This window comes from Mesorhizobium argentiipisi (SeqCode), from assembly GCF_037179585.1.
Classification (GTDB): domain Bacteria; phylum Pseudomonadota; class Alphaproteobacteria; order Rhizobiales; family Rhizobiaceae; genus Mesorhizobium; species Mesorhizobium argentiipisi.
Genome location: NZ_JAPYKO010000005.1, coordinates 36,957 through 59,219, shown reverse-complemented (window position 1 = coordinate 59,219; position 22,263 = coordinate 36,957). Strand labels below are relative to the sequence as shown.

21 protein-coding genes and 5 pseudogenes are annotated in these 22,263 nt (G+C 59.2%); 16 read left to right on the top strand and 10 right to left on the bottom strand.

From position 1 onward, the window contains the following. Nucleotides 1-8 precede the first annotated feature (8 nt). Nucleotides 9-974 (top strand): ABC transporter permease, encoded by a 966-nt coding sequence (locus tag O7A05_RS10075; RefSeq protein WP_337093082.1) that lies wholly within the window; start codon nucleotides 9-11, stop codon nucleotides 972-974. A gap of 83 nt (nucleotides 975-1,057) precedes the next feature. On the opposite strand, the gene O7A05_RS10070 is transcribed toward O7A05_RS10075, so the two are convergent. Then, nucleotides 1,058-1,921 (bottom strand): GntR family transcriptional regulator, encoded by an 864-nt coding sequence (locus O7A05_RS10070; protein ID WP_337092869.1) that lies wholly within the window; start codon nucleotides 1,919-1,921, stop codon nucleotides 1,058-1,060. Nucleotides 1,922-2,088: 167 nt separating this feature from the next. Between O7A05_RS10070 and O7A05_RS10065 the strand changes: the two genes are divergently transcribed. Genes O7A05_RS10065 through O7A05_RS10040 form a run of 6 tightly spaced genes read left to right on the top strand, consistent with a single transcriptional unit; the run spans nucleotide 2,089 to nucleotide 7,803 of the window. Next, nucleotides 2,089-2,898, top strand: coding sequence for a putative hydro-lyase (locus O7A05_RS10065; protein WP_337092868.1), 810 nt, complete (start codon nucleotides 2,089-2,091; stop codon nucleotides 2,896-2,898). After that, on the top strand, nucleotides 2,898-3,389 hold the full coding sequence (locus O7A05_RS10060) for a RidA family protein (RefSeq protein ID WP_337092866.1): 492 nt from the start codon (nucleotides 2,898-2,900) through the stop codon (nucleotides 3,387-3,389). Before O7A05_RS10065 ends, O7A05_RS10060 begins: the two co-directional genes overlap by 1 nt. Before the next feature lie 45 nt (nucleotides 3,390-3,434). After that, nucleotides 3,435-4,379: a glutamate cyclase domain-containing protein gene (locus tag O7A05_RS10055; RefSeq protein ID WP_337092865.1), complete on the top strand. Its 945-nt coding sequence runs from the start codon at nucleotides 3,435-3,437 to the stop codon at nucleotides 4,377-4,379. Further along, complete coding sequence (locus O7A05_RS10050) at nucleotides 4,376-5,317, top strand: dihydrodipicolinate synthase family protein (protein ID WP_337092863.1); 942 nt, start codon at nucleotides 4,376-4,378, stop codon at nucleotides 5,315-5,317. Before O7A05_RS10055 ends, O7A05_RS10050 begins: the two co-directional genes overlap by 4 nt. A gap of 17 nt (nucleotides 5,318-5,334) precedes the next feature. Further along, nucleotides 5,335-6,120 (top strand): SDR family oxidoreductase, encoded by a 786-nt coding sequence (locus O7A05_RS10045; RefSeq protein WP_337092862.1) that lies wholly within the window; start codon nucleotides 5,335-5,337, stop codon nucleotides 6,118-6,120. 36 nt (nucleotides 6,121-6,156) lie between these two features. Continuing rightward, the gene (locus O7A05_RS10040) at nucleotides 6,157-7,803 is read left to right on the top strand and encodes a GMC family oxidoreductase (RefSeq protein WP_337092861.1); all 1,647 of its coding nucleotides are present in this window, start codon (nucleotides 6,157-6,159) and stop codon (nucleotides 7,801-7,803) included. A gap of 234 nt (nucleotides 7,804-8,037) precedes the next feature. Here the strand turns inward: O7A05_RS10040 and O7A05_RS10035 are convergent, their stop codons facing one another. After that, a complete protein-coding gene (locus O7A05_RS10035) occupies nucleotides 8,038-9,009 on the bottom strand; it encodes a GntR family transcriptional regulator (RefSeq protein WP_337092860.1) in 972 nt (323 codons plus the stop codon). A 17-nt stretch (nucleotides 9,010-9,026) separates the two neighbouring features. Next, nucleotides 9,027-10,559, bottom strand: coding sequence for a UxaA family hydrolase (locus O7A05_RS10030; RefSeq protein ID WP_337092859.1), 1,533 nt, complete (start codon nucleotides 10,557-10,559; stop codon nucleotides 9,027-9,029). 112 nt (nucleotides 10,560-10,671) lie between these two features. On the opposite strand from O7A05_RS10030, the gene O7A05_RS10025 reads away from it, so the two are divergent. The 4 genes and pseudogenes from O7A05_RS10025 to O7A05_RS10010 form a co-directional block, all read left to right on the top strand. After that, nucleotides 10,672-11,595, top strand: coding sequence for a dihydrodipicolinate synthase family protein (locus O7A05_RS10025; RefSeq protein WP_337092858.1), 924 nt, complete (start codon nucleotides 10,672-10,674; stop codon nucleotides 11,593-11,595). Between the two features lie 7 nt (nucleotides 11,596-11,602). Then, nucleotides 11,603-12,418: a shikimate dehydrogenase family protein gene (locus O7A05_RS10020; protein WP_337092857.1), complete on the top strand. Its 816-nt coding sequence runs from the start codon at nucleotides 11,603-11,605 to the stop codon at nucleotides 12,416-12,418. Nucleotides 12,419-12,463: 45 nt separating this feature from the next. Next, complete coding sequence (locus O7A05_RS10015) at nucleotides 12,464-13,708, top strand: DegT/DnrJ/EryC1/StrS family aminotransferase (RefSeq protein ID WP_337092856.1); 1,245 nt, start codon at nucleotides 12,464-12,466, stop codon at nucleotides 13,706-13,708. After that, nucleotides 13,618-14,685, top strand: a pseudogene (locus O7A05_RS10010) (aldehyde dehydrogenase family protein); the annotation flags it as partial. The gene O7A05_RS10015 and the pseudogene O7A05_RS10010, both read left to right, overlap by 91 nt. Nucleotides 14,686-14,709: 24 nt before the next feature. Here O7A05_RS10010 and O7A05_RS10005 read toward each other — a convergent pair. After that, a pseudogene (locus O7A05_RS10005) lies at nucleotides 14,710-14,968 on the bottom strand (integrase core domain-containing protein); the annotation flags it as partial. Nucleotides 14,969-15,162: 194 nt separating this feature from the next. Here O7A05_RS10005 and O7A05_RS10000 point away from each other — a divergent pair. Then, nucleotides 15,163-15,317: pseudogene (locus tag O7A05_RS10000) on the top strand (transposase); the annotation flags it as partial. A gap of 394 nt (nucleotides 15,318-15,711) precedes the next feature. Here O7A05_RS10000 and O7A05_RS09995 read toward each other — a convergent pair. The 5 genes and pseudogenes from O7A05_RS09995 to O7A05_RS09980 all read right to left on the bottom strand — a co-directional run bounded on the left by O7A05_RS09995 (nucleotide 15,712) and on the right by O7A05_RS09980 (nucleotide 18,157). Continuing rightward, nucleotides 15,712-16,065, bottom strand: a complete 354-nt coding sequence (locus tag O7A05_RS09995; RefSeq protein ID WP_337092855.1) for an Ldh family oxidoreductase — start codon at nucleotides 16,063-16,065, stop codon at nucleotides 15,712-15,714. Between the two features lie 52 nt (nucleotides 16,066-16,117). Then, nucleotides 16,118-16,441, bottom strand: a pseudogene (locus O7A05_RS34395) (alanine racemase); the annotation flags it as partial. Nucleotides 16,442-16,554: 113 nt separating this feature from the next. Then, nucleotides 16,555-16,620, bottom strand: a pseudogene (locus O7A05_RS34390) (hypothetical protein); the annotation flags it as partial. 92 nt (nucleotides 16,621-16,712) lie between these two features. Beyond that, nucleotides 16,713-17,057, bottom strand: coding sequence for a hypothetical protein (locus O7A05_RS09985; RefSeq protein ID WP_337092852.1), 345 nt, complete (start codon nucleotides 17,055-17,057; stop codon nucleotides 16,713-16,715). Then, the gene (locus O7A05_RS09980) at nucleotides 17,054-18,157 is read right to left on the bottom strand and encodes an IS5 family transposase (protein WP_337092850.1); all 1,104 of its coding nucleotides are present in this window, start codon (nucleotides 18,155-18,157) and stop codon (nucleotides 17,054-17,056) included. The genes O7A05_RS09985 and O7A05_RS09980 overlap by 4 nt, the downstream gene beginning before the upstream one ends. Nucleotides 18,158-18,307: 150 nt before the next feature. Between O7A05_RS09980 and O7A05_RS09975 the strand changes: the two genes are divergently transcribed. The 4 genes from O7A05_RS09975 to O7A05_RS09960 all read left to right on the top strand — a co-directional run bounded on the left by O7A05_RS09975 (nucleotide 18,308) and on the right by O7A05_RS09960 (nucleotide 21,382). Further along, entirely contained in the window at nucleotides 18,308-19,369 is a 1,062-nt protein-coding gene (locus O7A05_RS09975; protein ID WP_337092848.1) for an IS630 family transposase, read from the top strand. Nucleotides 19,370-19,618: 249 nt separating this feature from the next. Then, a complete protein-coding gene (locus O7A05_RS09970; RefSeq protein WP_337092847.1) occupies nucleotides 19,619-20,704 on the top strand; it encodes an NAD(P)H-dependent amine dehydrogenase family protein in 1,086 nt (361 codons plus the stop codon). 82 nt (nucleotides 20,705-20,786) lie between these two features. Continuing rightward, complete coding sequence (locus tag O7A05_RS09965; protein WP_337092846.1) at nucleotides 20,787-20,996, top strand: hydantoinase/oxoprolinase family protein; 210 nt, start codon at nucleotides 20,787-20,789, stop codon at nucleotides 20,994-20,996. A 2-nt stretch (nucleotides 20,997-20,998) separates the two neighbouring features. Further along, complete coding sequence (locus tag O7A05_RS09960; protein ID WP_337092845.1) at nucleotides 20,999-21,382, top strand: RbsD/FucU family protein; 384 nt, start codon at nucleotides 20,999-21,001, stop codon at nucleotides 21,380-21,382. Between the two features lie 39 nt (nucleotides 21,383-21,421). Here the strand turns inward: O7A05_RS09960 and O7A05_RS09955 are convergent, their stop codons facing one another. Beyond that, nucleotides 21,422-22,192 carry an IclR family transcriptional regulator domain-containing protein gene (locus O7A05_RS09955; protein ID WP_337092844.1) on the bottom strand — a complete coding sequence of 257 codons (771 nt, stop codon included), beginning with the start codon at nucleotides 22,190-22,192 and terminating at the stop codon, nucleotides 21,422-21,424. Between the last annotated feature and the right edge of the window lie 71 nt (nucleotides 22,193-22,263).

Here is a 22,263-nt window from a genome sequence, read left to right as displayed (position 1 = left end):
CCGTGACGATGAACATTAGCGCACCCCGGGGATTTTCGTTGTGGGCGCTTAAAGGCCGTCTCGAAGTACGAATGCTTGGGTTGGCTCTATCACTTGCCGTGTGCCTATCATTAACGTCACCTTATTTTTTAACCCAAGCAAACATATTCAATATTCTCGACCAATCTGTCGTTGTTGGTATCGTTTCGGTGGGGATGACCTTCGTCATTCTGCTTGGGGGAATCGACTTATCGGTAGGTTCCGTTGCAGGGCTCACTGGGATCATTCTCGGGTTGGCTCTGCAAAGCTTTCCGATCCCTGTCGCGATCTTGCTCGCCCTTCTGTCGGGAGCCGGCATTGGCCTCGTGTCCGGAATCTTGATTGCATACTTCGGATTGGCGGCCTTCGTGGTCACGCTTGGCATGATGGCGATCGGAAGAAGCCTTGCCTACATCTTCTCCGGGCAAACAGCGATTTCGAATATCCCTCTCGACTTGTCGCAGATCGTTTACACCAACGTCCTTGGCATTCCGGGAAACGTGTTCTTCCTTTTGGTGCTTTATCTCGCCGCGTGGGCCTACCTTGCTTACACTAAGGGCGGGCGCACGATTTATGCCCTTGGCTCAAACAAAGAAGCGGCCAGGGCGGCTGGGCTAAACGTGATGTTCTATAGCGTTCTGCCCTACGTGGTATCGGGAGCGCTGTCCGCGGTTGCCATTACTTTCTCCATCGCGCAACTGGGCACGGCCGATCCTCTGATGGGCAACATGATGGAACTCGATGCTATCGCGGCAGTCGTCATAGGCGGCGCTAGCCTGTTTGGCGGCCGCGGTTCCATAATCGGGACGCTGATCGGTGTTCTCATCATGGTCATGATCAGAAACGGACTGAATCTGCTTGGAGTCTCACCATTCTGGCAAGGTTCGGCTATCGGCTCGATCATAATTCTGGCGCTGCTGGTGGAGCGGTTTGTGAGCAGCCGGACTGGGAACTGAACGATTGATATCCTCCCCCTCCCGCCGGATCGCGCATAAGCGCGGCCGGCGGGTTTTTTCAGGGGATGCGAAGGATTATCGGCTTATTTCGAACGGGCAGCCTGCAACGCGGCGAGCAACGCGCTTCCGGGGGAAAATGGCATTTCCATATCCAACATCAAATGCATCGGCTCTACCGCAGATGCCTCAAGGAGGCGCAGCATGCGCTTTTGAACCTGGCGCGCGTGCACTGGCATGATCGCCGCAAGCGCAGCACGGTCATGCCGTCCAATTGCGGAAATGATGTCAGTGTGTTCGTTTAGATTGATATCGAACTGTCTGTCGAGAACGGAACCTTCCGCTTCCTCCATCCTGTAGATAAGTATCAATAGCCGCCTGACATGCCGATGCACGCTCTTGGCAAATTCGAAGAGGAGGGCGTTGCCGATCGAACTGTGGATCCGAAGGTGGAACTCCTCGTTGATCTGCGTGATCGCCAGATAGGCGTGCTTCCGGACCTCTTTCATGTAGCGATCCTGGATCGACTTTAAGTCTTCAACGAGCGTCGGGTCTTCGAAGCGGCAGAGCTGTGCGCAAATAGACTCCGCCGCCTGATACGCCACGATCACTTGGCTAATCTCTGGGAAGTCCAACTTGCGCACGAATGTGCCGCCTCTATTCGGGACGATGTAGACGAGCCCCTCAGCCAGCAGCCTATTGATCGCCTCGCGGGCTGGCGTGCGGCCGAGCTTGAAGTCCTTGATCAGAAGAGCTTCATCTATTCGGCTGCCTGGCTCGAGCGACATGTCGATGATGAGGGAGCGTATACGGTTTACGGCCTCGTCCGTCTGAGACGCCGGCTTCGGATCCGTGATCGTCCCGCCGCCGCCAGCTAAGCCGCGCTTGGCCGCGCTTGGCCGCTTCCCATTCTCTGATCCCGTAGCGATCTGTCTTCCGGCTCTGGCCATTCACGTGTCCTCCGAACTTCGATCTAGCACTTCATGGGTAGTGGCCAATAGCCCGCAGCTAAAGGGAGAAGTCGCTTGCTAAAAATATACGACACATATATGTAATGGCGTACCCGGCCTTCGCAATCAGCGGCTCCGGGATATCGGATTAATGAGAGCAGGTTCTGATGGTCAGCTCGCCGGGTCCTAGATCGCAACTAAATCCGGCAGTGGCTGCACGTCTCAGCATGAGATCAGGAGAGTACAAAGGGCCAACCGGACTACTTGCGCGCGGCTACGTCCAGGCTAACGTCGTCATCGTTCCGAAAGAATACGCGGGAGATTTCCTGCGGTTCTGCCACCTCAACCCAAAGCCTTGTCCTTTGCTTGCCGTGGGCGCGCCAGGCGATCCCACGCTGCCAAGTCTCGGCGATGATATCGACATACGGTCAGATCTGCCTGCCTATCGGGTTTTGGAGAATGGTCGCGAGGTCGGTATCGTCCACGACATATCCGACCGCTGGTCGGACGATTTGGTGACCATCGCCATCGGCTGCTCCTTCTCGTTCGAAGAAGCACTCGAAAATGCTGGCCTTGGCGTTCGGCACAACGAGCTCGGCCTCGTTAATCCGATGTACACAACGAACATCGTTGCCAAGCCGGCCGGCCCGTTCAGGGGCAATTATGTCGTGTCGATGCGTCCCTTCACGCCAGCCAATACTATTCGCGCGATTCAGGTAACCAGCCGGTTCCCCGGCGTTCACGGCGCGCCGCTCCATTTTGGGGATCCGACGCAGATCGGCATCAAAGATTTAGACGTCGTTGAATTTGGCGGTAACCGGGTGCCGATCCATGACGGAGAAGTGCCAGTGTTTTGGGCTTGCGGAGTGACGTCGCAGCTGGCGGTCGAAGGGGCGAAGCTGCCTTTCTGTATAACGCACAAGCCCGCGCACATGTTGATCGCGGACGTACGCAACGCCGAGATCGCGGTGCTCTGATGTTGGCGATCTATTCGTCACGTTGGATCTTCGCCGGACTTCGGGACCGAGGGATCTCGCTTCCGTCGGATATTCAGTCGCAGGGTGCCTACGACCTAGTCGTGGTCAATGAAAATATCGCCTACGCTAGCGGGCAACTGCCACGGCTAAACTCTTCGGGGGAGATCGTCACTGGGTCTCTTTCGACCGGGAGCGATCTCGCGGAGGCACAGAGTGCAGCGCGACTTTGCTTGTGCCGTGCGTTGCTTGCCTTGCATCAGGAGCTCGGCGACCTCTCACAGGTTAGGCGTCTGGTCTATATGCGCGGCTTCATCAAATCCACGCCCGACTTCGACCGCCATGGCGCCGTCATGGATGCGGCCTCCAAGCTTGCTTGCGACCTCTTTGGTGAGGCGGGCCGTCACGCGCGCTCGGCCTTGGGCGTCAGCAGCCTCCCCGGTAGCGGATTGGTGGAAATCGAACTGACGGCCGCGCTTCGCCGTCCGTTCTAGGTGGGCGGCTTTCTGACCGAAAATCTAAGAAACCTGAGAGATGGAATGAGTGATCCGATCGAGTTGATTGAGGGTATTATTACTCAACACGTCAAGCGCAACATCACGCGCCTGACGGACTTCGCCAAGGGAAATCTGGGGCGGGCCGCAGAATCCATAGCCAAGGCGGAGCGCCCTCACGTCGGGATCGTAACAGGGTTCTTCATCAAGCATGCCGAGCCTCCGTCGCCAGAGACCGATGGCCTCATTGGCATGGCGCACCTTGCCGCCGGACTTAAGGCGGCCGGCATTGAGGTCACCGTCATCACGGACGCGCCCTGCGCCAAGGCGGTTTGGGCCGTGGTGGATGCGCTTCCCTTGGCGGTAAACCTCGAAATCGTGGGTATCGACGAGAAGGCTGTCTTACGATTGCGCAAACGCCTTGCCGAGCAGGAAGTCCCGCTCACGCACCTGATCGCGATCGAGCGCGTTGCGCCTGGCCCCGACGGAAAACCGCACCGTGAGCATGGGTGGGACATGTCTCGCGAGACAGCGCCGTTGCACCTTCTCTTCGAGGATTCGACTTGGGAGAGGCCTTGGGTCACGATCGGCATTGGGGATGGCGGGAATGAGATCGGCATGGGCTCGCTTCCCCAAGACATCGTCGCCTCCGATATTCCAAATGGACACGTCATCGCGGCTCAGACGCCGAGCGATTTCCTCATTGTCGCGGGCGTTTCGAACTGGGGCGCCTATGGACTTCTTGCCAGTGTGGCGAAGTTGTTGCCGAATAGCTCCGAAGCGCTCCTGAAGCACTTTGACGGCCGGCACGAGCATCATTTTCTGCTCGCGGCAGTTCAGTTGGGACAGGCGGTCGATGACAGTCGAGTTGACCAACCCGGCAGGCCCCTCATGAGCGTCGATCGTATTCCGCTGGAGCGACATGCCGAAATCGTGGAGCAAATCCGGTCTCTGGCAACCCAGCCGGAACATTTTGGAGTACGGCAGTGACAACGCTGACCAAGAATTCATCGGGCGTATTTCCGATTGCACCTACGCCTTTCCATCCGGATGGTCGCGTGGACGTCGCGTCCATCGATAAGCTCATCGACGCTTATCTTGCGGCGGGCGCAACGGGTGTAACGGTCCTGGGCATCCTGGGCGAGGCCCCGAAGCTCGAACCGGACGAGTCATTGGATATCGTTCAGCGCTTTACGAAGGGGTTTGGCTCGCTCCCGGTAGTCGTCGGCGTTTCGGCGCCCGGTTTCGCTGCGATGCGATTGTTGACGCGCAAGGCTATGGATGCGGGTGCAGCAGGGGTCATGATCGCGCCGCTGCCGTCGCTTCGAACCGACGATCAGATCATCGGCTACTACCACCAGGCGATTGAGGCGATCGGGACGGATATACCGTTCGTAATCCAGGACTATCCGCTGACGCTCAGCGTTCAAATGGCCCCAAAGGTCATACGGCAGATCGTGCAAGCCCAACCTTCGTGCGTAATGCTGAAACACGAGGATTGGCCGGGCCTGGAAAAGATATCGACGTTGCGGGCCTACGAAGCTGAAGGTTCGATGCGCCGGGTTTCCATTCTGACTGGCAATGGCGGTCTTTTCCTGGATTTCGAAATGGAGCGTGGAGCGGACGGTGCGATGACCGGCTACGCGTTTCCCGAAATGCTTGCTGACGTGGTGCGGTTGCAAATGGAGGGTGAGCGCGATGCCGCGCACGATTTGTTCGATGCCCACCTTCCTCTGCTGCGCTACGAGCAGCAGCAGGGCGTTGGATTGGCCGTGAGGAAGTACGTCCTGGCAAAGCGCGGGATCATTGCCTGCGACGCTCAAAGAAAGCCCGGATCGGCTTTGTCCGAGAAAGCGCGCCAGGAAGTCGACTACGTCCTGAAAAGGGTGTCCCGCGTCGATCCGCGGGCATCCTTCCGGTCGGCATAAAGAACGGAGTTGAGAAAATGGACTTGGGCATTTCCGGCCGTGTCGCGCTGGTAACCGGCGCCGGCGGTGGGCTGGGCAGTGCAATCGCGCTCGAGCTCGCCCGTGCGGGCGTCAAGGTAGCGCTCGCGGACATAAACACTGAGACGCTTGACAAAGCCACCGCCGCGATCGCGGCGGTGGGCGGCACCGGAGTACCCGTCCTGTGGGATATCGGGGACCTGTCCAGACTGCAAACCAACATCTCAGCTATCGAAGACAAGCTCGGCGGCATTGATATTGTGATCAACAACACTGGCGGGCCGCCGCCAACGCCCGTCGCAGGGCAGGACGCGGCCTCTTGGACTAAGAACTTCCAAAGCATGGTGTTGTCGGTGATCGGGATAACCGATTGTGTTCTGCCGGGGATGATGGAGCGGAAATGGGGAAGGGTAATCACGAGCACGTCCTCGGGCGTCGTGGCGCCGATCCCCAATCTCGGGCTGTCGAACGCCCTGCGTATTGCCTTGGTCGGGTGGTCGAAGACGCTCGCTCGTGAGGTAGGCGGCAAAGGCATCACGGCTAACATCATCTTGCCCGGACGCATAGCGACGGACCGCATCCTCTTCCTGGACGAAGCCAAGGCCAAGCGTGAGGGACGTTCGGTTGAGGACGTTAGGTTGGAAAGCACTAGTAGCATCCCGCTGGGACGCTACGGCCGCCCAGCCGAATACGCCGATGTTGTCAGTTTCCTGGCAAGCGAGCGCGCCTCCTACATCACTGGCAGCGTGCTGCGCGTGGATGGCGGATTGATAGCCAGCATATGATGTCGTCGAGATCTAAATGCGCAAGGGAGTTACAGGGTGGCTAGTCGTCTTGCTTCCGAAGTTGACTACATTGTCGTGGGGGGCGGTTCGGCAGGATGCGTCGTGGCCTCGCGGCTGAGCGAAGACGCGTCAATCAGCGTTTGCATGCTCGAGTACGGTAGGCGCAATAACTCGGCTTTAGTGCGGTGGCCAGCCGGCTACGCCAAGCTACAGGGAGAAAAAAACCGCTACGAATGGATGACGGTTCCGCAGAAGCACTTGCAGAACCGACGTATCCCGACCCCGCAGGGCAAGCTTCTAGGCGGGGGGAGTTCCGTCAACTCAATGGTCTACATCAGGGGCAATCGCAACGACTATGACAACTGGGCGGAACTCGGCAACGATCGCTGGAGCTACGCCGATGTGCTGTCCTACTTCCGCAAGTCAGAGGACAATGAGCGTCTCGATGACGAATTCCATGGCGTGGGCGGCCCCCTCGGAGTCTCGGACCAGCGATCCCCCTGCGACTTGACGCGCATGTTCCTGCGAGCAGGCCAGGAATTGGGCTATCGCTTCAACCACGATTTCAACGGCACGCGCCAGGCAGGCGTTGGTTTTCTTCAGGTTACGCAACGGAATGTCAGGCGTTGCAGCGCCGCACATGCCTTCATCTATCCGGCCGAAAGCCGTCCCAATCTGAAGGTCATGACCGGAGTGCGCGTCACGCGCGTGCTCGTCGAAAATGGACGCGCAATTGCAGTCGAGTACGCGGTACCCGGCTCACGTGAGCCACAAGTGGTACGGGCGCGGCGCGAAGTCGTGGTGAGCGGGGGCGCTATCAACACGCCCAAGATCCTGCTTCTGTCTGGGATTGGCCCCGCTGATGAGATCGCAAGACACGGCCTGAAGCCTGTTCACGATCTCCCGGGCGTTGGGAAGAACCTCCAGGATCATCTTAGCGCCTTCACAGGAATGCGATTGAACAAGCCGATCAGCTACTCAGGGCAGGACAAGGGCCTGCGCGCCATCCGGCATGGGATCGAGTTCCTCATGTTCGGCACGGGCGCGATCACAAGCTGTGTCGTGGAGGGCGGGCTGTTCATGAGCACGACCGGAAACGACTTGTGGCCGGACACGCAGATGCATTTCATTCCAGCGGGACTGTCGATGCACAAAGAGATCGTCGGTCACGGCATAACCCTGGCGGCGGCCAACCTAAGGCCTCAGAGCCGCGGCGAGGTGGCGCTAGCATCCGGTGACTTCCGCGACGAGCCTCTCATTGATCCCAAGTTCCTCTCGGAGGAACCCGACCTAAGGAGGAACATCGACGGCATCAAGGCCGCGCGTGAGTTGTTACATACGCGCGCTTTTAGTTCCGTCTTCCAATCCGAGGAATCACCTGGCCCCGACATTCGCACAGACAAAGAGATCGGCAAATACGTGCGCGAGGTGGCCAAGACGGACTTCCACCCGGTCGGTACCTGTAAAATGGGAAGCGACAAAATGGCTGTGGTCGACCAGGACTTGAAAATGCATGGCCTCGAGGGCCTTCGCGTGATCGATGCATCTGTCATGCCGGCGATCATAAGCGGCAACACAAATGCGGCCTCGATCATGATCGGCGAGCGGGGCGCGGATGCCATCCTCGGACGACGGCTGTCGCCCGCAATTTCTGACCCACGGCCCGCTACTGTCGCGAGCTAGCGTTTCACCGAAGCTACGCGTCAATCCACGCGTGCCGTCCACTCAAGATAACGAATTACATGAAAAGACATTGGCAGAACTATATCGACGGCTCTTGGTGAGAAGGCTTGAAGGGGAGGTGATTGAGATCGACAACCCGGCCACGGGCCAGGTCTTCGCGACAATGCTCGTGGCAAGGCAGGCGACATTGACCTCGCTGTTGCGTCCGGCTTAGGCCTGAAAAGCTCTCCGCACTCATTCAAGGAGATAGGGGATGGGCGAAACGTCGCCCAATTCAAGATAGGCCCGCAGCCTCTCTTTCGCTTTGCGACTGGATGTGACTAGGTGCTCGACCAGACTATTGGTGGCGGTATTTTCGTCGCCCGAAGCTATGGCATTCATGATGTCGAGATGCTCGTTCATGAAGGCATCGACGGGCTTGGTGCCTCTTACGGCACGCTGGATGTGCTTACCCGCGACAAGCACGCATCGAGTGCGCTTCAGCGCCTCGACGATCTCACCGTTGGCACTGTATTGCAAAACGCCGACATGGAGATCCTCTTCGATCGCATCGAGCGCGGCTGGCTCGATATTGGGAAAGCTTGCGGTAGTGTCGGCGAGGCGTTTCTGCATGATGTCCAGGACGTCCCGCGGAATGCGCTTCATCGCCGTCCTGAGCGCCGCGGGCTCAAGCAGGATCCGCAGTTCGTAGAGGTCGTGAAAGCGGGCCTCATCAAGCGGATTGATCCGCCAGCGCGATTTCTCATCCTGGACGACTATGCCCGAATTGGACGCGTGGTTGAGTATGTCCCCGGCAACCGTTCGTCCAACGTTGTAATGTCTGGCGAGAGCAAGCTCGTTAATGCGCGCACTGCCGAAGACGGCTCGCAGGATGATCGTGCGCTCGAAGTCGTAGTAGAAGCCTTGCCAGGCGAATGTCTTGGGGTTGGGGCTTGGTTCCCTATCCAAGGCAAGCAATTCGGGCGTAATCTTCAGCCTGAGCGGGCCCCCGCCTTTGCCCGACAGGAAACCGCGCCCTTCGAACCTTCTCACCCGACCTTCACTTTCGAGCGTCGCAAGCGCCTGTTTCACAGGAGACCGACTCGAATCGAAGATAGCCGCAATCGGCCCTTCGAGAAGAACTGTGCCCTCAGGTAGACGCTTTCCCTCGATCGCCCTTCTCAAGATGTCGGCGATTGTTTCGTAGGCAAGGATGCGGGGCGTCATGTGTTCCTATGTCAGACTCAGGTCACGGCGCCAATCTGCCAAGGAACGAATTCGTTGTCACCATAATTGTAGCCCTCGCTCAGCGAGTGTTCTCCCGAGGCGATTGCAAGAATTTTCTCGAATATGCGGGTTCCAGCCGCCTCTATGCTGTCGCTACCATCGATGATTCCCCCGCAATTGATGTCCATGTCCTCGCTCATGCGGTGATACATTTCGCTGTTAGTGGCGACTTTGATGCATGGCGCGGGCTTAAACCCGGACACCGACCCGCGACCTGTGGTGAAGACGATGATGTTGCAGCCACCGGCGACTTGCCCGGTCACGGCGACCGGATCATAGCCGGGCGTGTCCATAAAGACGAAACCGCTCGCCGTTATCGGTTCGGCGTATTCGTAAACCTCCATGAGAGGCATGCTACCTCCTTTGGCTACGGCCCCGAGCGACTTCTCAAGAATGGTTGTCAGCCCGCCTTCCTTGTTGCCATGCGAGGGGTTGTTGTTCAGTTCGGCTCCGTTCTTGTCGGTATAGTCACGCCACCAGTTGATGCGCGCCATAAGCTTCTCTGCGATGATCGGCGTCGCCGCTCGCCTGGTCAGCAGGTGCTCGGCGCCGTAGATTTCGGGGGTTTCGCTCAGCACAGCCGTCCCTCCATGCTTGACGATCAAGTCCGCGGCATAGCCGAGAGCCGGATTGGCAGTTATCCCGGAGTAGCCGTCCGAGCCGCCGCATTGCAGGGCAACTTTGAGCCCGGACAAAGGTTGGGTCGTGCGCTTGGCACTATCGACCTCCGGTAAAAGCTCATCGATGATGCGAATTGCCTCGTCGATCGTCTTGCGCGTGCCGCCAAGTTTCTGGATCGTCATGGCTCTCAATCGAGGCCCCTCCTCAAGCTCGAAAGCCTTGACGAGGTGACCGATTTGATTGGTTTCGCATCCCAAGCCGATCATCAGGATGGCTGCGAAATTTGGGTTTTTGGCATATCCGCTCAAGACACGCCTAAGATACAGATAGCCTTCCGTGTTTGTTGGAATTGCGCATCCAGTTCCATGGGTTAAGGCAACAACGCCATCGATGTTCGAATATGGCCCAAAGCCCTCCATGCGATAGTGGTCTGCTACTGCGCGCGAGACAGTCGCAGAGCAGTTCACAGTCGTGATAATCCCAATGTAGTTGCGCGTGCCGACAAGGCCGCCTGGGCGCAGGAAGCCCTCGAAGGTGCGCCGCTCCGACTCTGGCAACAGAGGTGTCGGCCCGCCGTCGGCCGCGAACTCGTGAGCCACGGAGCTGTCCAGCATCGCAAGGTTGTGGAGGTGTATATGCTCCCCTGCACGGATGTCGCGGCTCGTTCTGCCAACGATTTGGCCGTACTTGAGTACTGGTTCTCCCTGTTTGATGTCGCGAACCGCGATCTTGTGACCGCCCATGATCTCATCGACAGTTCGAACTTCGCCGATGTGCTCGCCGGACGGGACCTTTCGCGTGGCGACAACCACGTTGTCCTTGGGGTGAAGCCGGATTGCCGGCGGTCCTTCTTGTGTCAGCTCGGACATTTGCGAAATTCCCTAAATGGCTATTGCCTGCAATAATCATTCGTGATAGCCGTCGGAAAGTCAAGAGCTGACTTGCGAAGCCAATTTACGTTCGTGTGAGAGGAGGAACCCCATGGCACGAAAACGCCCGTACTCGGGTCTATTTCCCGTGGCGCCGACCCCCTTTACCTCAACCGGGGAAATCGATGTCGATGGCCAGCGCCGTGTTCTCGATTGCATGATCGACCAGGGGGTCGACGGCATCTGCATTCTTGCAAATTACTCCGAGCAGTTCCTTCTGTCGGATGAGGAGCGGCGGCTGCTCACGGAACTTTCCCTTTCCCATGTGGCCGGCCGTGTCCCGGTGATGGTGACATGCAGTCATTTCAGCACCGAAATTGCGACTCATCGAGCCGCGCACGCGGCGCGGCACGGGGCCGGACTAATCATGCTGATGCCCCCCTATCATGGCGCGGGTATCCGGCTGGGCGAAGCGTCCATCTATGAGCACTTTGCCCGCGTCGCAGCTGCAGGCGATATCCCTGTCATGATTCAGGATGCCCCCCTCAGCGGCGTCACGCTCTCCGTAGAGCTTATGGCGCGAATTGCCGCGAGCCTCCCTCTAGTGCGCTATTTCAAGATCGAGGTCGCGAACACCGCTGCGAAGCTTCGACAGCTGATTGAAGTCGGCGGCGATGCGATCGAAGGACCGTTCGATGGCGAGGAGGCGATCACGTTAATGGCCGACCTCGACGCAGGCGCAACCGGCGCAATGTCGAGCGCGATGATTCCCGACCTCATCCGACCTGTCATCGAACATCACAAGGCAGGCTCACGGCAGGATGCGTCAGCTGCATATGCACGAATCCTGCCGCTCATCAATTACGAGAATCGTCAGTGCGGACTGCGTGCCGCAAAGACCGTGATGATGGAAGGTGGAGTTATCAAGTCCGATCACGTCCGCCACCCTCTCGAGCAGATTCATCCGGCTACGCGAGAGGGATTGCTTGAGCTTACCAGAGATCTCAACCCCGTCGCGCTTTCCTGGGGCAAGTGAGCTGGAGATGTCGACCGCGCTAGATGCAGCACCGTTTGAGATCGCTGGGAAGACTCGTGTCCTGGGAATTCTCGCGCATCCAACCGATCACGTTAAGGCTCCTCCAGGTATCAATCGCATTGCCAGAGAGCGCGCGAAGGACGCGGTCATGGTGCCTTTCAATGTCCCGCCGGATGGCCTTGGATCGGTCGTAAATGCGTTCAGGTCGATACTGACGTTCAACGGTTCGATCGTTACGGTTCCCCATAAGCAGGCAATCCTCGCCTTCTGTGATGAGGTGACGCCTCAGGCTCGTGCGGTCGGAGCGGCTAACGTGATCCGGCGGGAGCCGGATGGACGCATAGTAGGCGCGCAGCTTGATGGTATCGGCTTCATCCGAGGTCTTTACCATCAGGGCATCGAGCTTGAAGGTAGGAGCGTGCATCTGTCGGGCGCCGGAGGCGCGGCGAGTGCGATTGCTTTCGCGTTGGGCGAAGCCAAGGTCGCGCGCCTTACGCTCAACAACCGATCTCGCGACAAGCTCGTTGCTATCCGCGCAAAGCTCCAGGAGATGTTTCCGGCCGTCGACGTCGCGATCGGTACCATCGATCCCAGGGGGCACGACATTGTCGTCAACGGCACCACTCTCGGCATGCGGCCAGCTGATCCGCTCCCGATCGACGAAACTGGGCTTACGGCGGACATGGTCGTCGCCGAGGTCATCATGGAGCCGGAGATCACGCCGCTCCTGGCGTTCGCGCAGACAGTCGGCTGCAAGATCCATCTCGGCCGCCATATGCTCGACCACCAACTACAGCTGATGGCGGACTTCCTCGGCCTTTAGCTGTCAACCATTGCCAATATTCATCCTGATCAAGGAGGCACTAGCATGAACAACCTAGCAATCAATGGCGGCCCCCGTGTGATCGACGGTGTCCTGCCGAGCTTTCGCGATGCTTCCGGTCGCACCATGGGCCAGGAAGAAATCAATGCGCTGACGGAAGTCATCACATCCGGAAGGCTGTCGTTTCTGACTGGCCCCAAGACCGGGGAGTTTGAAAGAGCGTTTGCCGAAAAATATGGCGTCAAGCACGCTGTCGCGGTCGCCAATGGCACGGCGGCGCTCCATGCCGCCGTCACCTATCTGAACCCTGAGCCAGGCGATGAAATCATCTTGTCCCCCGTTACTGATGCCGGAACCGTTATTCCGGTGATTGCGCAGCTTGCAATCCCGGTATTCGCCGACGTTGATCACTTCACGCAGAACATTTCTCCTGCGTCGATCGAGAGGAACATCACGCAACGCACACGCGCGATCATAGTCACGCATGTTTACGGTCACGCCGCCGACATGGATGCCATCATGGCGATCGCCAAGAAGCACAATCTCTTCGTTATCGAGGACTGCGCCCAGGCGCACCTTGCCTACTACAAGGGTCGTCTGTGCGGCACGATCGGAGACATTGCCTGCTTCAGCTTCCAGCAGAGCAAGCATATGACGACTGGCGACGGCGGCATGGTAATCAGCAATGAGGACGGACGGTTTGGCAGAGGCCTCCGCCATTGCACTGACAAGGGCTGGCCGCGTGAGCGCGGTGGTCGCGACCATCTGTTTCTGGCGCCAAACTATCACATGACTGAATTGCAGGCCGCTGTCGGCCTTGAGCAGCTGAAGAAGCTCGAGCAATTCGTCGCCAACCGCATTTCCTCTGCCGACCGCCTTACCGAGCTTCTCGGCAACGCCGCCGTGACCCCGGTTCTCCCGATGTCCGATACTGTTGGCGTCTATTTCTTCTATTGCTTCCGCCTGGACCCGACGAAATTCGTCGTTCCGGTGACCGACATCATGAAGGCCCTTGTGGCTGAAGGGATTGACGGCTTCATCGGGTACCCTGGACAGATCCCTCTCTACAAATATCCGGTTGTCCGGGAACACAAAACGTTCGGGCAGTCAGGTCTGCCCTTCACGCTCGAAGGCGCCCGCAAGATCGACTATTCGTCGACCCTTTGCCCCGAAGCGGAATTGGCCTGCCGCGAGACCGTATGCATGTGGTGGTCCGACCGCATGGAAGAGAGGCACCTCCAGCAGATCGCTGCCGCCATCAGCAAAGTTGTCGCTGCCTATTCCAAATAGAGCGTCGCGGCATAAAGGGCAGCGACCTCATCGCTGACGAGTGGACCGGCTCGGAGGCTTCCGACAACATCAACCCGTCCGATAACAGTCACGTGGTCGGGCGTTATGCGCGCGCATCGGCGGCGGATGTCGCCGATGCAATAGCGGCTGCCAGGGCCGCATTTCCAGCGTGGTCGTGTTCGGGCATCCTGGAACTCCATGCCATTCTGAAAAAGGCCGGCGGCGAGATCATGGCGCGAAAGGATGAACTCGGGGCATTGCTGGCGCGCGAGGAGGGCAAGACGCTTCCCGAGGCGATCGGCGAGACGGTCCGAGCGTCCCAGATATTCGAATTCTTCGCAGGTGAGGCCCTTCGTCTCGCCGGCGAAGTTGATCCTTCTGTGCGGGCGAATGTCAACGTCGAAATAACCCGCGAGCCACTCGGCGTGATCGGTATCATTACGCCCTGGAATTTTCCCATCGCCATTCCGGCTTGGAAGATTGCCCCGGCGCTTTGCTATGGCAACATAATCGTGTTCAAGCCAGCAGATCTCGTTCCTGGCTGCGCCTGGGCAATCGTCGACATCCTCCATCGTGCCGGCCTGCCCAAGGGCGTTCTGAACCTCGTCATGGGCAAGGGCTCAATTGTCGGCCAGACCATGCTCGATAGCCCCAGCCTTGCCGGGATCACCTTCACAGGCTCGGTCGGCACGGGCAAGCGGGCCGCCCTTTCGTCAGTCCAGCACAATCGCAAGTACCAGCTCGAAATGGGTGGCAAGAACCCGATGGTCGTCCTCGACGATGCTGACCTCTCTATCGCCGTGGAAGCGGCCGCGAACTCAGCCTTCTTCTCAACCGGGCAACGCTGTACCGCTTCGTCTCGGCTGATCGTAACCGAAGGCATTCACGACAAATTCGTTGCGGCGCTCAAGCAGCGGCTGGAGACGATCGTTGTCGACAACGCGATGAAGCCGGGCACGCATATCGGTCCAGTGTTGTTGCCCCCGAATGATTGGACACGATCAGGTTCGGGTTTGATCCGCGATGAACTCGCGGGGTGAACGGTAGCGGAGCGCCCTTGTGCGGGTGAAGGCTGTTGTAATGCTCGATCCAGACGGGCAGGCTTTGCATCACGGTTCTGGCGTCCGGCAGCGGCGAGACGCGAACGTAGTCGCGCTTCATGGTCTTCACGAAGGCCTCGGCCATTCCGTTCGACTGCGGGCTCTGGACCGGCGTCGTCCTCGGCTCCAGCCCGATGTCGCGAGCCATCGCTTTGGTCTCATCGGTCGGGAAACGGCATCGACGGGTTGCTCGAGTTCACCGAGGTGAAGTCGACATTCATCAAACTCTGATCGCGACAACTCGTGTTGCCGCACACCAAAAATCAAGCCTCTAGCCCGTCTTATGCACGACGACCCGTCTGAGAGGCTGGCGGAGCCATTCCTGTCGCCGACATCTTGCGAGCCACACCCGCCATGACCGACGTACGTTGCTGCCGTTCTCATTTCTAGCCGTTGGACGCAAGAAGATCACAGCTGCGTTTGACGGCGGACGCATCACCTCGGATGGCGGCGTGATGCTGCTGGCCGCGGCCGGGCGGCGGCTGCACCTAGCTGCCAGGCTTGCCGCTGCGCGCGATATGGCAGGAAATCGGTGTGTCATCCCACCCATGGTGAGACCGTTTTGAAAACCAGCGGCGTCCAGCATTTGCCCGATGCGATATGCCACGAATTCTCCCGAACCCTTTGCACGCCGTCCGGGCAGGGGCTTTGCTCGCCTCGCGTCGTCGGTCAAATTCACCCGCTGCGACGGCGAATGTTACGCGTTAGCCATGCTGGCGGCCGGCCAAATCGACCTCTGCAAGAAAAAGCGAGGACAGCGGGACCGAGGCGATCCCGCCTGTGAGGCTGGTTCTGGGTGGCTGACGCGACAGCGGCGCCATGTATCTTCTGGTCTGGATGACCCGCTAAGAAACAGCCATCGGTGATGGGCTCCAGCGTCAGAGGATCAGCCCTGGCGTGTGCTCACAGGCTCATGAGTTGCTGCCACCTCGCGGCCGCGATGGCGATGCCGCGCTCGGCTGCCAACTTGCGGGCGGCAAGTCGACGTTCGCCTGGAAGGCGCGTCTGTCCGGCGTCGGCCATCGCTGCGACCAAATCCTCGATCCGCTGCGTGAACATCCTCAGTGAGCCATTTCCCTTGGTCGGGTCGATCAGGATAATGGTCTGGCCGGTATGAGCCGATTCCGCGCGGGGATGGGCCGAGCAGTCCACCTGATGGGAGAAGTTGCTGCCGGTCAACGCTCCGGCAAGGATGTCGATCATCGTGGCGATGGGCGAGCCCTTGTGCCCACCCGAAAGGCAGCAGCGCTCCATCATCCAGTATCGCCTGCGGGCTGCGGGTTGGCAGCCCTGAGGCGTCCAAGCCAATCCCCTCCGGAAGGAGCTTGTTTTCGCGCGCCGCGACCCCCACCTCGCCATGAGCCATTGCTGCTGTCGCCTGGTCAAAAAGCAGCACTTGTCCACATGCGGCATCGTCCGCAAGCAGCCCAAGCCGGTTCATGCCGGTGTCGAAATGGATTATCGAGGCAAGGGGGCGCCCCAACCGGCACGCTGCCTTGTGCCATTCCTCGATCTGGTTGCGGCTGTTAAGGACGGGCAGGAGGTTCGAATCGACGAATGCCTCCGTTTCCTCAGGCAGAAAGCCACCCAGCACACAGATCGTTGCCCCCTCGAGGACAGCCCGAAGCGCCACGCCATCATTGGCAGTTGCAACAAAAAAGGTCTTGGCGCCCGCCTGCCACAGCGCGAGCGGCACGCGATCATGCCATGCCCATACGCGTCGCCCTTCATCACGGCCGCGCAATCGGCTTCTCCCGCAGTGGCGCTCAAGCGCCTGTAGTTTTCTCGCACCGCTTCAAGATCGACGACCATCTCGGCCTGGTTGATCTGCCTGTGAAGTCCTGCTGCGGAGGGTAAGGGACGACTTCCGTTCATGATCGGCGCGCCCGTTCCTGCATAGTCATCTAGCAGGCTGTTGAAGAAGGATCACGTTTGGCCTTGAGGATAGCCTCGTCGCCGTTGTGATAGGCGAAGGTTATGTCGATCGAGCCGTCGTCGAGCAATTCTGCGGAACCGTCGCCGGTGACTTCGTCCATCTCATCGAAGCCAGCCCATGTGAAGAAGACCATTGAGGGCCCGTACCCGAGATCGAGGCCGGCTTGCAGGGCGCCAAAGGCGATCTCACCGTGGTTGTCGGCCCCAATGGTGATCGTGGCGGGTCCGCCGAGGTCGAGATAGCCGCGATCCCACAGGTCAGCTTCGATGATCCGCCAGCGGCCGATCAGTTGACAGCCGGCAGGTGCGATCATGTCGGCACCGCCAGCAGCTTCGGCAACCGCACCAGGTTGTAGGCGGCGGCAGCGAAGGTGAAGCCCCATCCGACGCGGCCGCGGCCGCGGAACTTGGTTTGGCCCTGGCCGGCGACCGTCTTGATCCATCCGAACGCCTCTTCAATGCGCTTGCGAATACGCTGACTGACAGCATAGCCGCTATGCCGGGTGGTGCGCCCGTCGATGGCCGAACTACGGCCGCTGGTGTTTTGCGCCACATGCGGCGTCACCTTCATCGAACGCAGTTCGTTGACGAAGTCCTCCGCATCGTAGGCCTTGTCGGCGCCGAGCGTGATCGCCTGCGGCCGGTCGGCACGGGGCTCGACCATGTGCAATGCCGCCACCCGCTCGGCATGTCCGTCGGCCAGCGTCAGGCAGGCATCGACCAGCAGGCCGTGGCGGTTCTCCATCAGCCCATGCCCCATGAAGCACAGCTTCGCCTCCTTGCCCCGCCCTTTGCGGTAGAGCCTTGCGTCGGGGTCGGTGGTCGAGGCGTGCGTCTCGTTCGATCGCCTCTCGCCGTGGAAGTCCGCTTCCGCATTGCGTCCGCCGGCGTCTGCCGGCGGCTCGCCATGACCACCGCTTGGGCCGTCCTTCGGCTTGACGCTCTTCATCGACGCCCAGGCCTCGATCAGCGTACCGTCGACCGAGAAGTGATCCGTCGACAGAAGCTTCTTCACCCTGGGTTGCGCCAGCACCGCCGCCAGGAACTTTGCAGCGATGTCGCCCTCCAGCAGCCGGTCACGGTTCTTGGAGAACACCGAATGATCCCAGGCCGCATCGTCGACGCCGATGCCCACAAACCAGCGGAACAGAAGGTCGTATTCCAGCCGCTCCATCAACAGCCGCTCCGAGCGGATCGAATAGAACGCCTGCAAAAGCATCGCCCGCAGCAGCTTCTCCGGCGGGATCGACGGCCGCCCGATCGGCGAGTACAGCGCCGCAAACTCCCGCTCCAACGTCGAAAGCGCCTCATTCACAATCGCCCGAATACGGCGCAACGGATGATTGCGCCGAACCCGCGCCTCAAGGTCCACGTAGCTAAACAGTTCGCCAGTTCGATCGTCGCCGCCCCGCACGATTCACTCCCACTTCTTCGTGGTCAGAGTGAATCACGAACCTGAGACTGTCGCGAGCCCTTTTTCAACAGCCTGCTAGTAATACCGCGACTCTCTGATAATGCGAAGAAGTCGGTTGACGTTGTTTTGCTGGAGGATTCTTCTGTCGGCATGATTGCAGGTGGTTTTCTTGGCGCGGAAGGGCGGTCGTATCTGCAGGCGGTGGTGCGTCGGCCAAGCGAGAAGCATGGTGTTGCGCGTCGCGCCAACGCCATCCTGCTGCTCGACGACGGCTGGAGCTGCGAGGACGTCGCGCGGGCGCTTTATCTGGACGACGACACGGTGCGCGGCTGGCACGCGGCCTTTGCCAGCGGCGGAACGCAGGCGTTGCGGCGCTTCGGCTGGAAAGGCAGCCGAAGCAAGCTGTCGCCCAGCCAGAAAGCGGAACTGGTCGAGACGTTGTCGGGCCGGCTCTTTGCGAGCACGGCGGCGGTGATGGCGCATATCGAGAAGTGTCACGGGATCGTCTATTCCAAACCCGGAACGATCAAGCTGCTGCACCGATTGGGCTTCGATTACCGCAAGCCCAAGGGCTTGCCGGCCAAGGCCGACGCGGCGGCGCAGGAAGCCTTCGTGGCCGCCTACGAGAAACTGCTCAATGGGCTGCTGCCCGACGAGGTCGTCTATTTCAGCGATGCCGTGCATCCCGAGTACCAGAGCCGGCCGGCGCATGGCTGGGTGCGGCGCGGCGACCGTCCCGCCGTCCGCAAGGGCAAGGGCCGCGAGCGCATGAACCTGATGGGCGCGCTCAATCTGGAGACCTTCGACCTGCAACTGGTCGAGACCCTGAAGATGTCGACGCAGACCACCATCGATCTGCTGGCCAGGCTGAAGCGGCACAATCCAGACAAGCGCCTGATCCACGTCGTGCTCGACCGGGCGCCGGTGCACCGCGGCGAGGCCGTCAGGGACTGGCTGGCCAGGCCGGGGCGCCGCATCAGGCTGCATTTCCTGCCCGCCTACGCTCCCAACCTCAACGCCGTCGAGCGGTTGTGGAAGGTCATGCACGAGCACGTCACCCACAACCGCTACTATGACAATTTCCGAACCTTCGCCGAAGCCATCATGCGCTTCTTCAAATCCACCCTGCCCAAAAACTGGAAATCCATCCGAGACACCGTCAACGACAACTTCCACATCGTTCGACGCGAACAGTTTCGGCTTATCGGGTAGACCAGGTAAAACGTTTACATTATTTAACTCAATGGGAATTCTGTCTTTTTTGAGCTGCTCAAAAGTTTATCAGCCACTGCAATCCCCGCAAAAGGCAGGTCCGCGGGCGAGCGCCGTAAGCCCGGCCAAGGCGATCGGGGGATATTAAACGCCTCCGATCAAGTCCCTTGATTAATTTTATCCAATATACATTATTGGTGCGGAGAAGACTAAGTTGCCCCATTTCACGGGCTACGTCGGAGAATCAAGGTGCCAAGAAAAATTCGTGTTCTTCAGTTTGGCAGCGGAAGGATGGCAACGTACTTGATGCGATATGTCATCGACAAAGAAGCCGAATTAGTCGCCGTATTCGACCGAAATGCGCGCAATATTGGAGTGGATATCGGCACGCGGATCGGGAAGGGAGATCTTGGATTGGCCGTGAGGTCTTCCGATGGCATAGAGGAATTCCTTAAGACTAACCGACCGGATATCTGCATTGTCGCTACCCGCAGTCTATTGCGAGACGTGAAAGACATTCTGTTGTTGTGCGCGAGGTATGGGGTGAATGTCGTAACGCTTTGCGACGAGGCGCTTTACCCCTGGAACTCGTCACCGACACTTGCGCAGGAGATCGACGAGGCGGCGAAGAAAGGAAACTGCACTATTACAGGCTCTGGCTTTCCCGAGCTATGTTGGGCCCACCTTGTCACGACTGTTGCGGGCGGGGCAAACAGAATTGTTCGAATCGCTGGAACGTCAACCTACAACGCTGACGACTTCGGTATTGCTTTGGCGGAGCATCACGGGGTCGGATTAGCTCCAGAAGCATTCGAAAAAGAAATTGCAGCGGTTGATAAGGTTTCAAACGAGGAGCGCACCCGATTGATCATGGCAGGCCTTTTCAACCCGGTTCCTACGTGGAACGCGAATGGCTGGCTGTGCTCAAAAATGGGGCTCTCCATCACGAGCCAAATCCAGCGGTGTATTCCAGTCTTTCATTTTGAACCCGTCTTTTCAAAGACGCTTGGTCGGGAAATCACCCCGGGCAATGCCATTGGAATGAGCGCGCGAACCACTACGGAAACAGCAGAAGGGATCACATTCGAAACGGAAGGTGTTGGCAAAATATACCTGCCTGGCGAAAGTGATCAGAACTTTTGGGAGTTGCAAGGCGAACCGAATATTAAGATCGACATCCCGAACGCAATGACGAAAGAGATGGTCTGTTCGATCGTTGTCAATCGCTTGCCGGATGTAATCGCGGCCAAACCGGGCTTTGTGACCACAGATAACTTTGGTCCACCGATGTATAGGTCCAGGCCACTACTGATTGAGGGAGTGACTGCAAAGTAGCGGGAATCGGCCGGGTTAACCACAAATCTCTGCCATCCTGCCGAGCGTCGCCTTCGCTTCTAAAGGGTTCTCAAATGGACGCTTGCCACGTTGCGCCCGATCGCGGCCCGGTCCCATTTGCTATGGCCGGGGAGGAACCGAGTCGACGGTGACGGACGCAAACCTCGTGCTTGGCCGCATCAATCCCGACAACTTTCTGGGTGGCACAGTCGCGCTCGACGTCGATGGCGCGCGCGCCGGCGTCAAGCGCTTGGCGGAGCGGGTCGAACGTCTTTGTGGCAGGAGAGATTGAGCTTGGGTCATGGCGACGAGATCGTCATCGCCGATGGCAGTTTCCCCGCTCAAACTCTCGCAGTGCGGCTGATCCGTATGGAGGCGGTAGATCTGCAGCGCATGCTTAAGGTAGTCCTCTCCGTTATGAATGTCGACGATTCCGAACCCGATCCGGTGGTCGGCATGGAAGTGATCGATGAACCCGACACAATCATGCCCGCACACACCCCCATCCAGAAGGAACTCGACGCCTTTCACGGCAGAAAGGTCGCGCTGAAGCGTATCGAGAGGTTTGCGTTCTATGAGCGAGCAAAGAAAGCCTTTGCAGTGATAGCAACCGGCGAAACGTTGTTCTACAGCAATGTCATCATTCGAACGGGCACGGTGAACCTTGGGGGGAATTAGAATAACGGCGAGTAGGGCAGGCGGAAGAGGCTCAGCGAGTCAGACGAAGAAAAACTCCTCGACACGCTGCTTTGCCTTGAGCAGCACAGGCAATATCTCGCGCTGCATCTCCGTGACCGAAAACCGTGCCGACTGGGTGGAGACGTTGATCGCCGCCACGGTGCGCCCGGTGAGGTCGCCGATCGGCACGGCGATCGAGCGCAGGCCAAGCTCCAGCTCTTCGTCGACAATGGCAAAGCCGTCGGCTTCTGCCTTGTAAATGGACTTGGCCAGCAAGCCCCGCTTGACGATCGTCTTCGGTGTCCTGCGCTCGATCCTTGCCTGATCGAGGAAGGCATCCAGTGCATCCGGCGCCATGCCGGCTAGCAGGACGCGCCCCATGGACGTGCAGTAGGCCGGCAACCTTGTACCGACATCAAGCGACACGCTAAGGATGCGGCGGCCAGGAATGCGGGCAACGTAGACGACGTCCTCGCCTGACAGTACGGCCGCGTTGCAGGCTTCGTCGAACCGCCCCGCCACCTCGCGCATGATGGGCGCAGCGAACGTCCACAGCGAAGCGCCGCCAAGCCATGTCCGGGCAACAGTCAAGAGGCGTGGCGACAGGGAAAAAAGCCGGCCGGACTGCGTCGCATAGCCTGTGGCGGTCAGAGTCAGCAGGAACCGGCGGGCGCCAGCGCGGGTCAACCCCGCCCCTTCAGCCATTTCGGTCAGCGTCATGCCAGCGGGATGCCGGGCCAGTATCTCCATGACCACCAGCCCGCGTTCGAGCGAGCCGACATGGTCACGCGAAACGCTTTCTTCTTCCATCTGGCCTCCGCAAACAACTGCCGCATCGGGATTGACTCGATGCGGCCATCCGACATAAAAGTATCTCATAG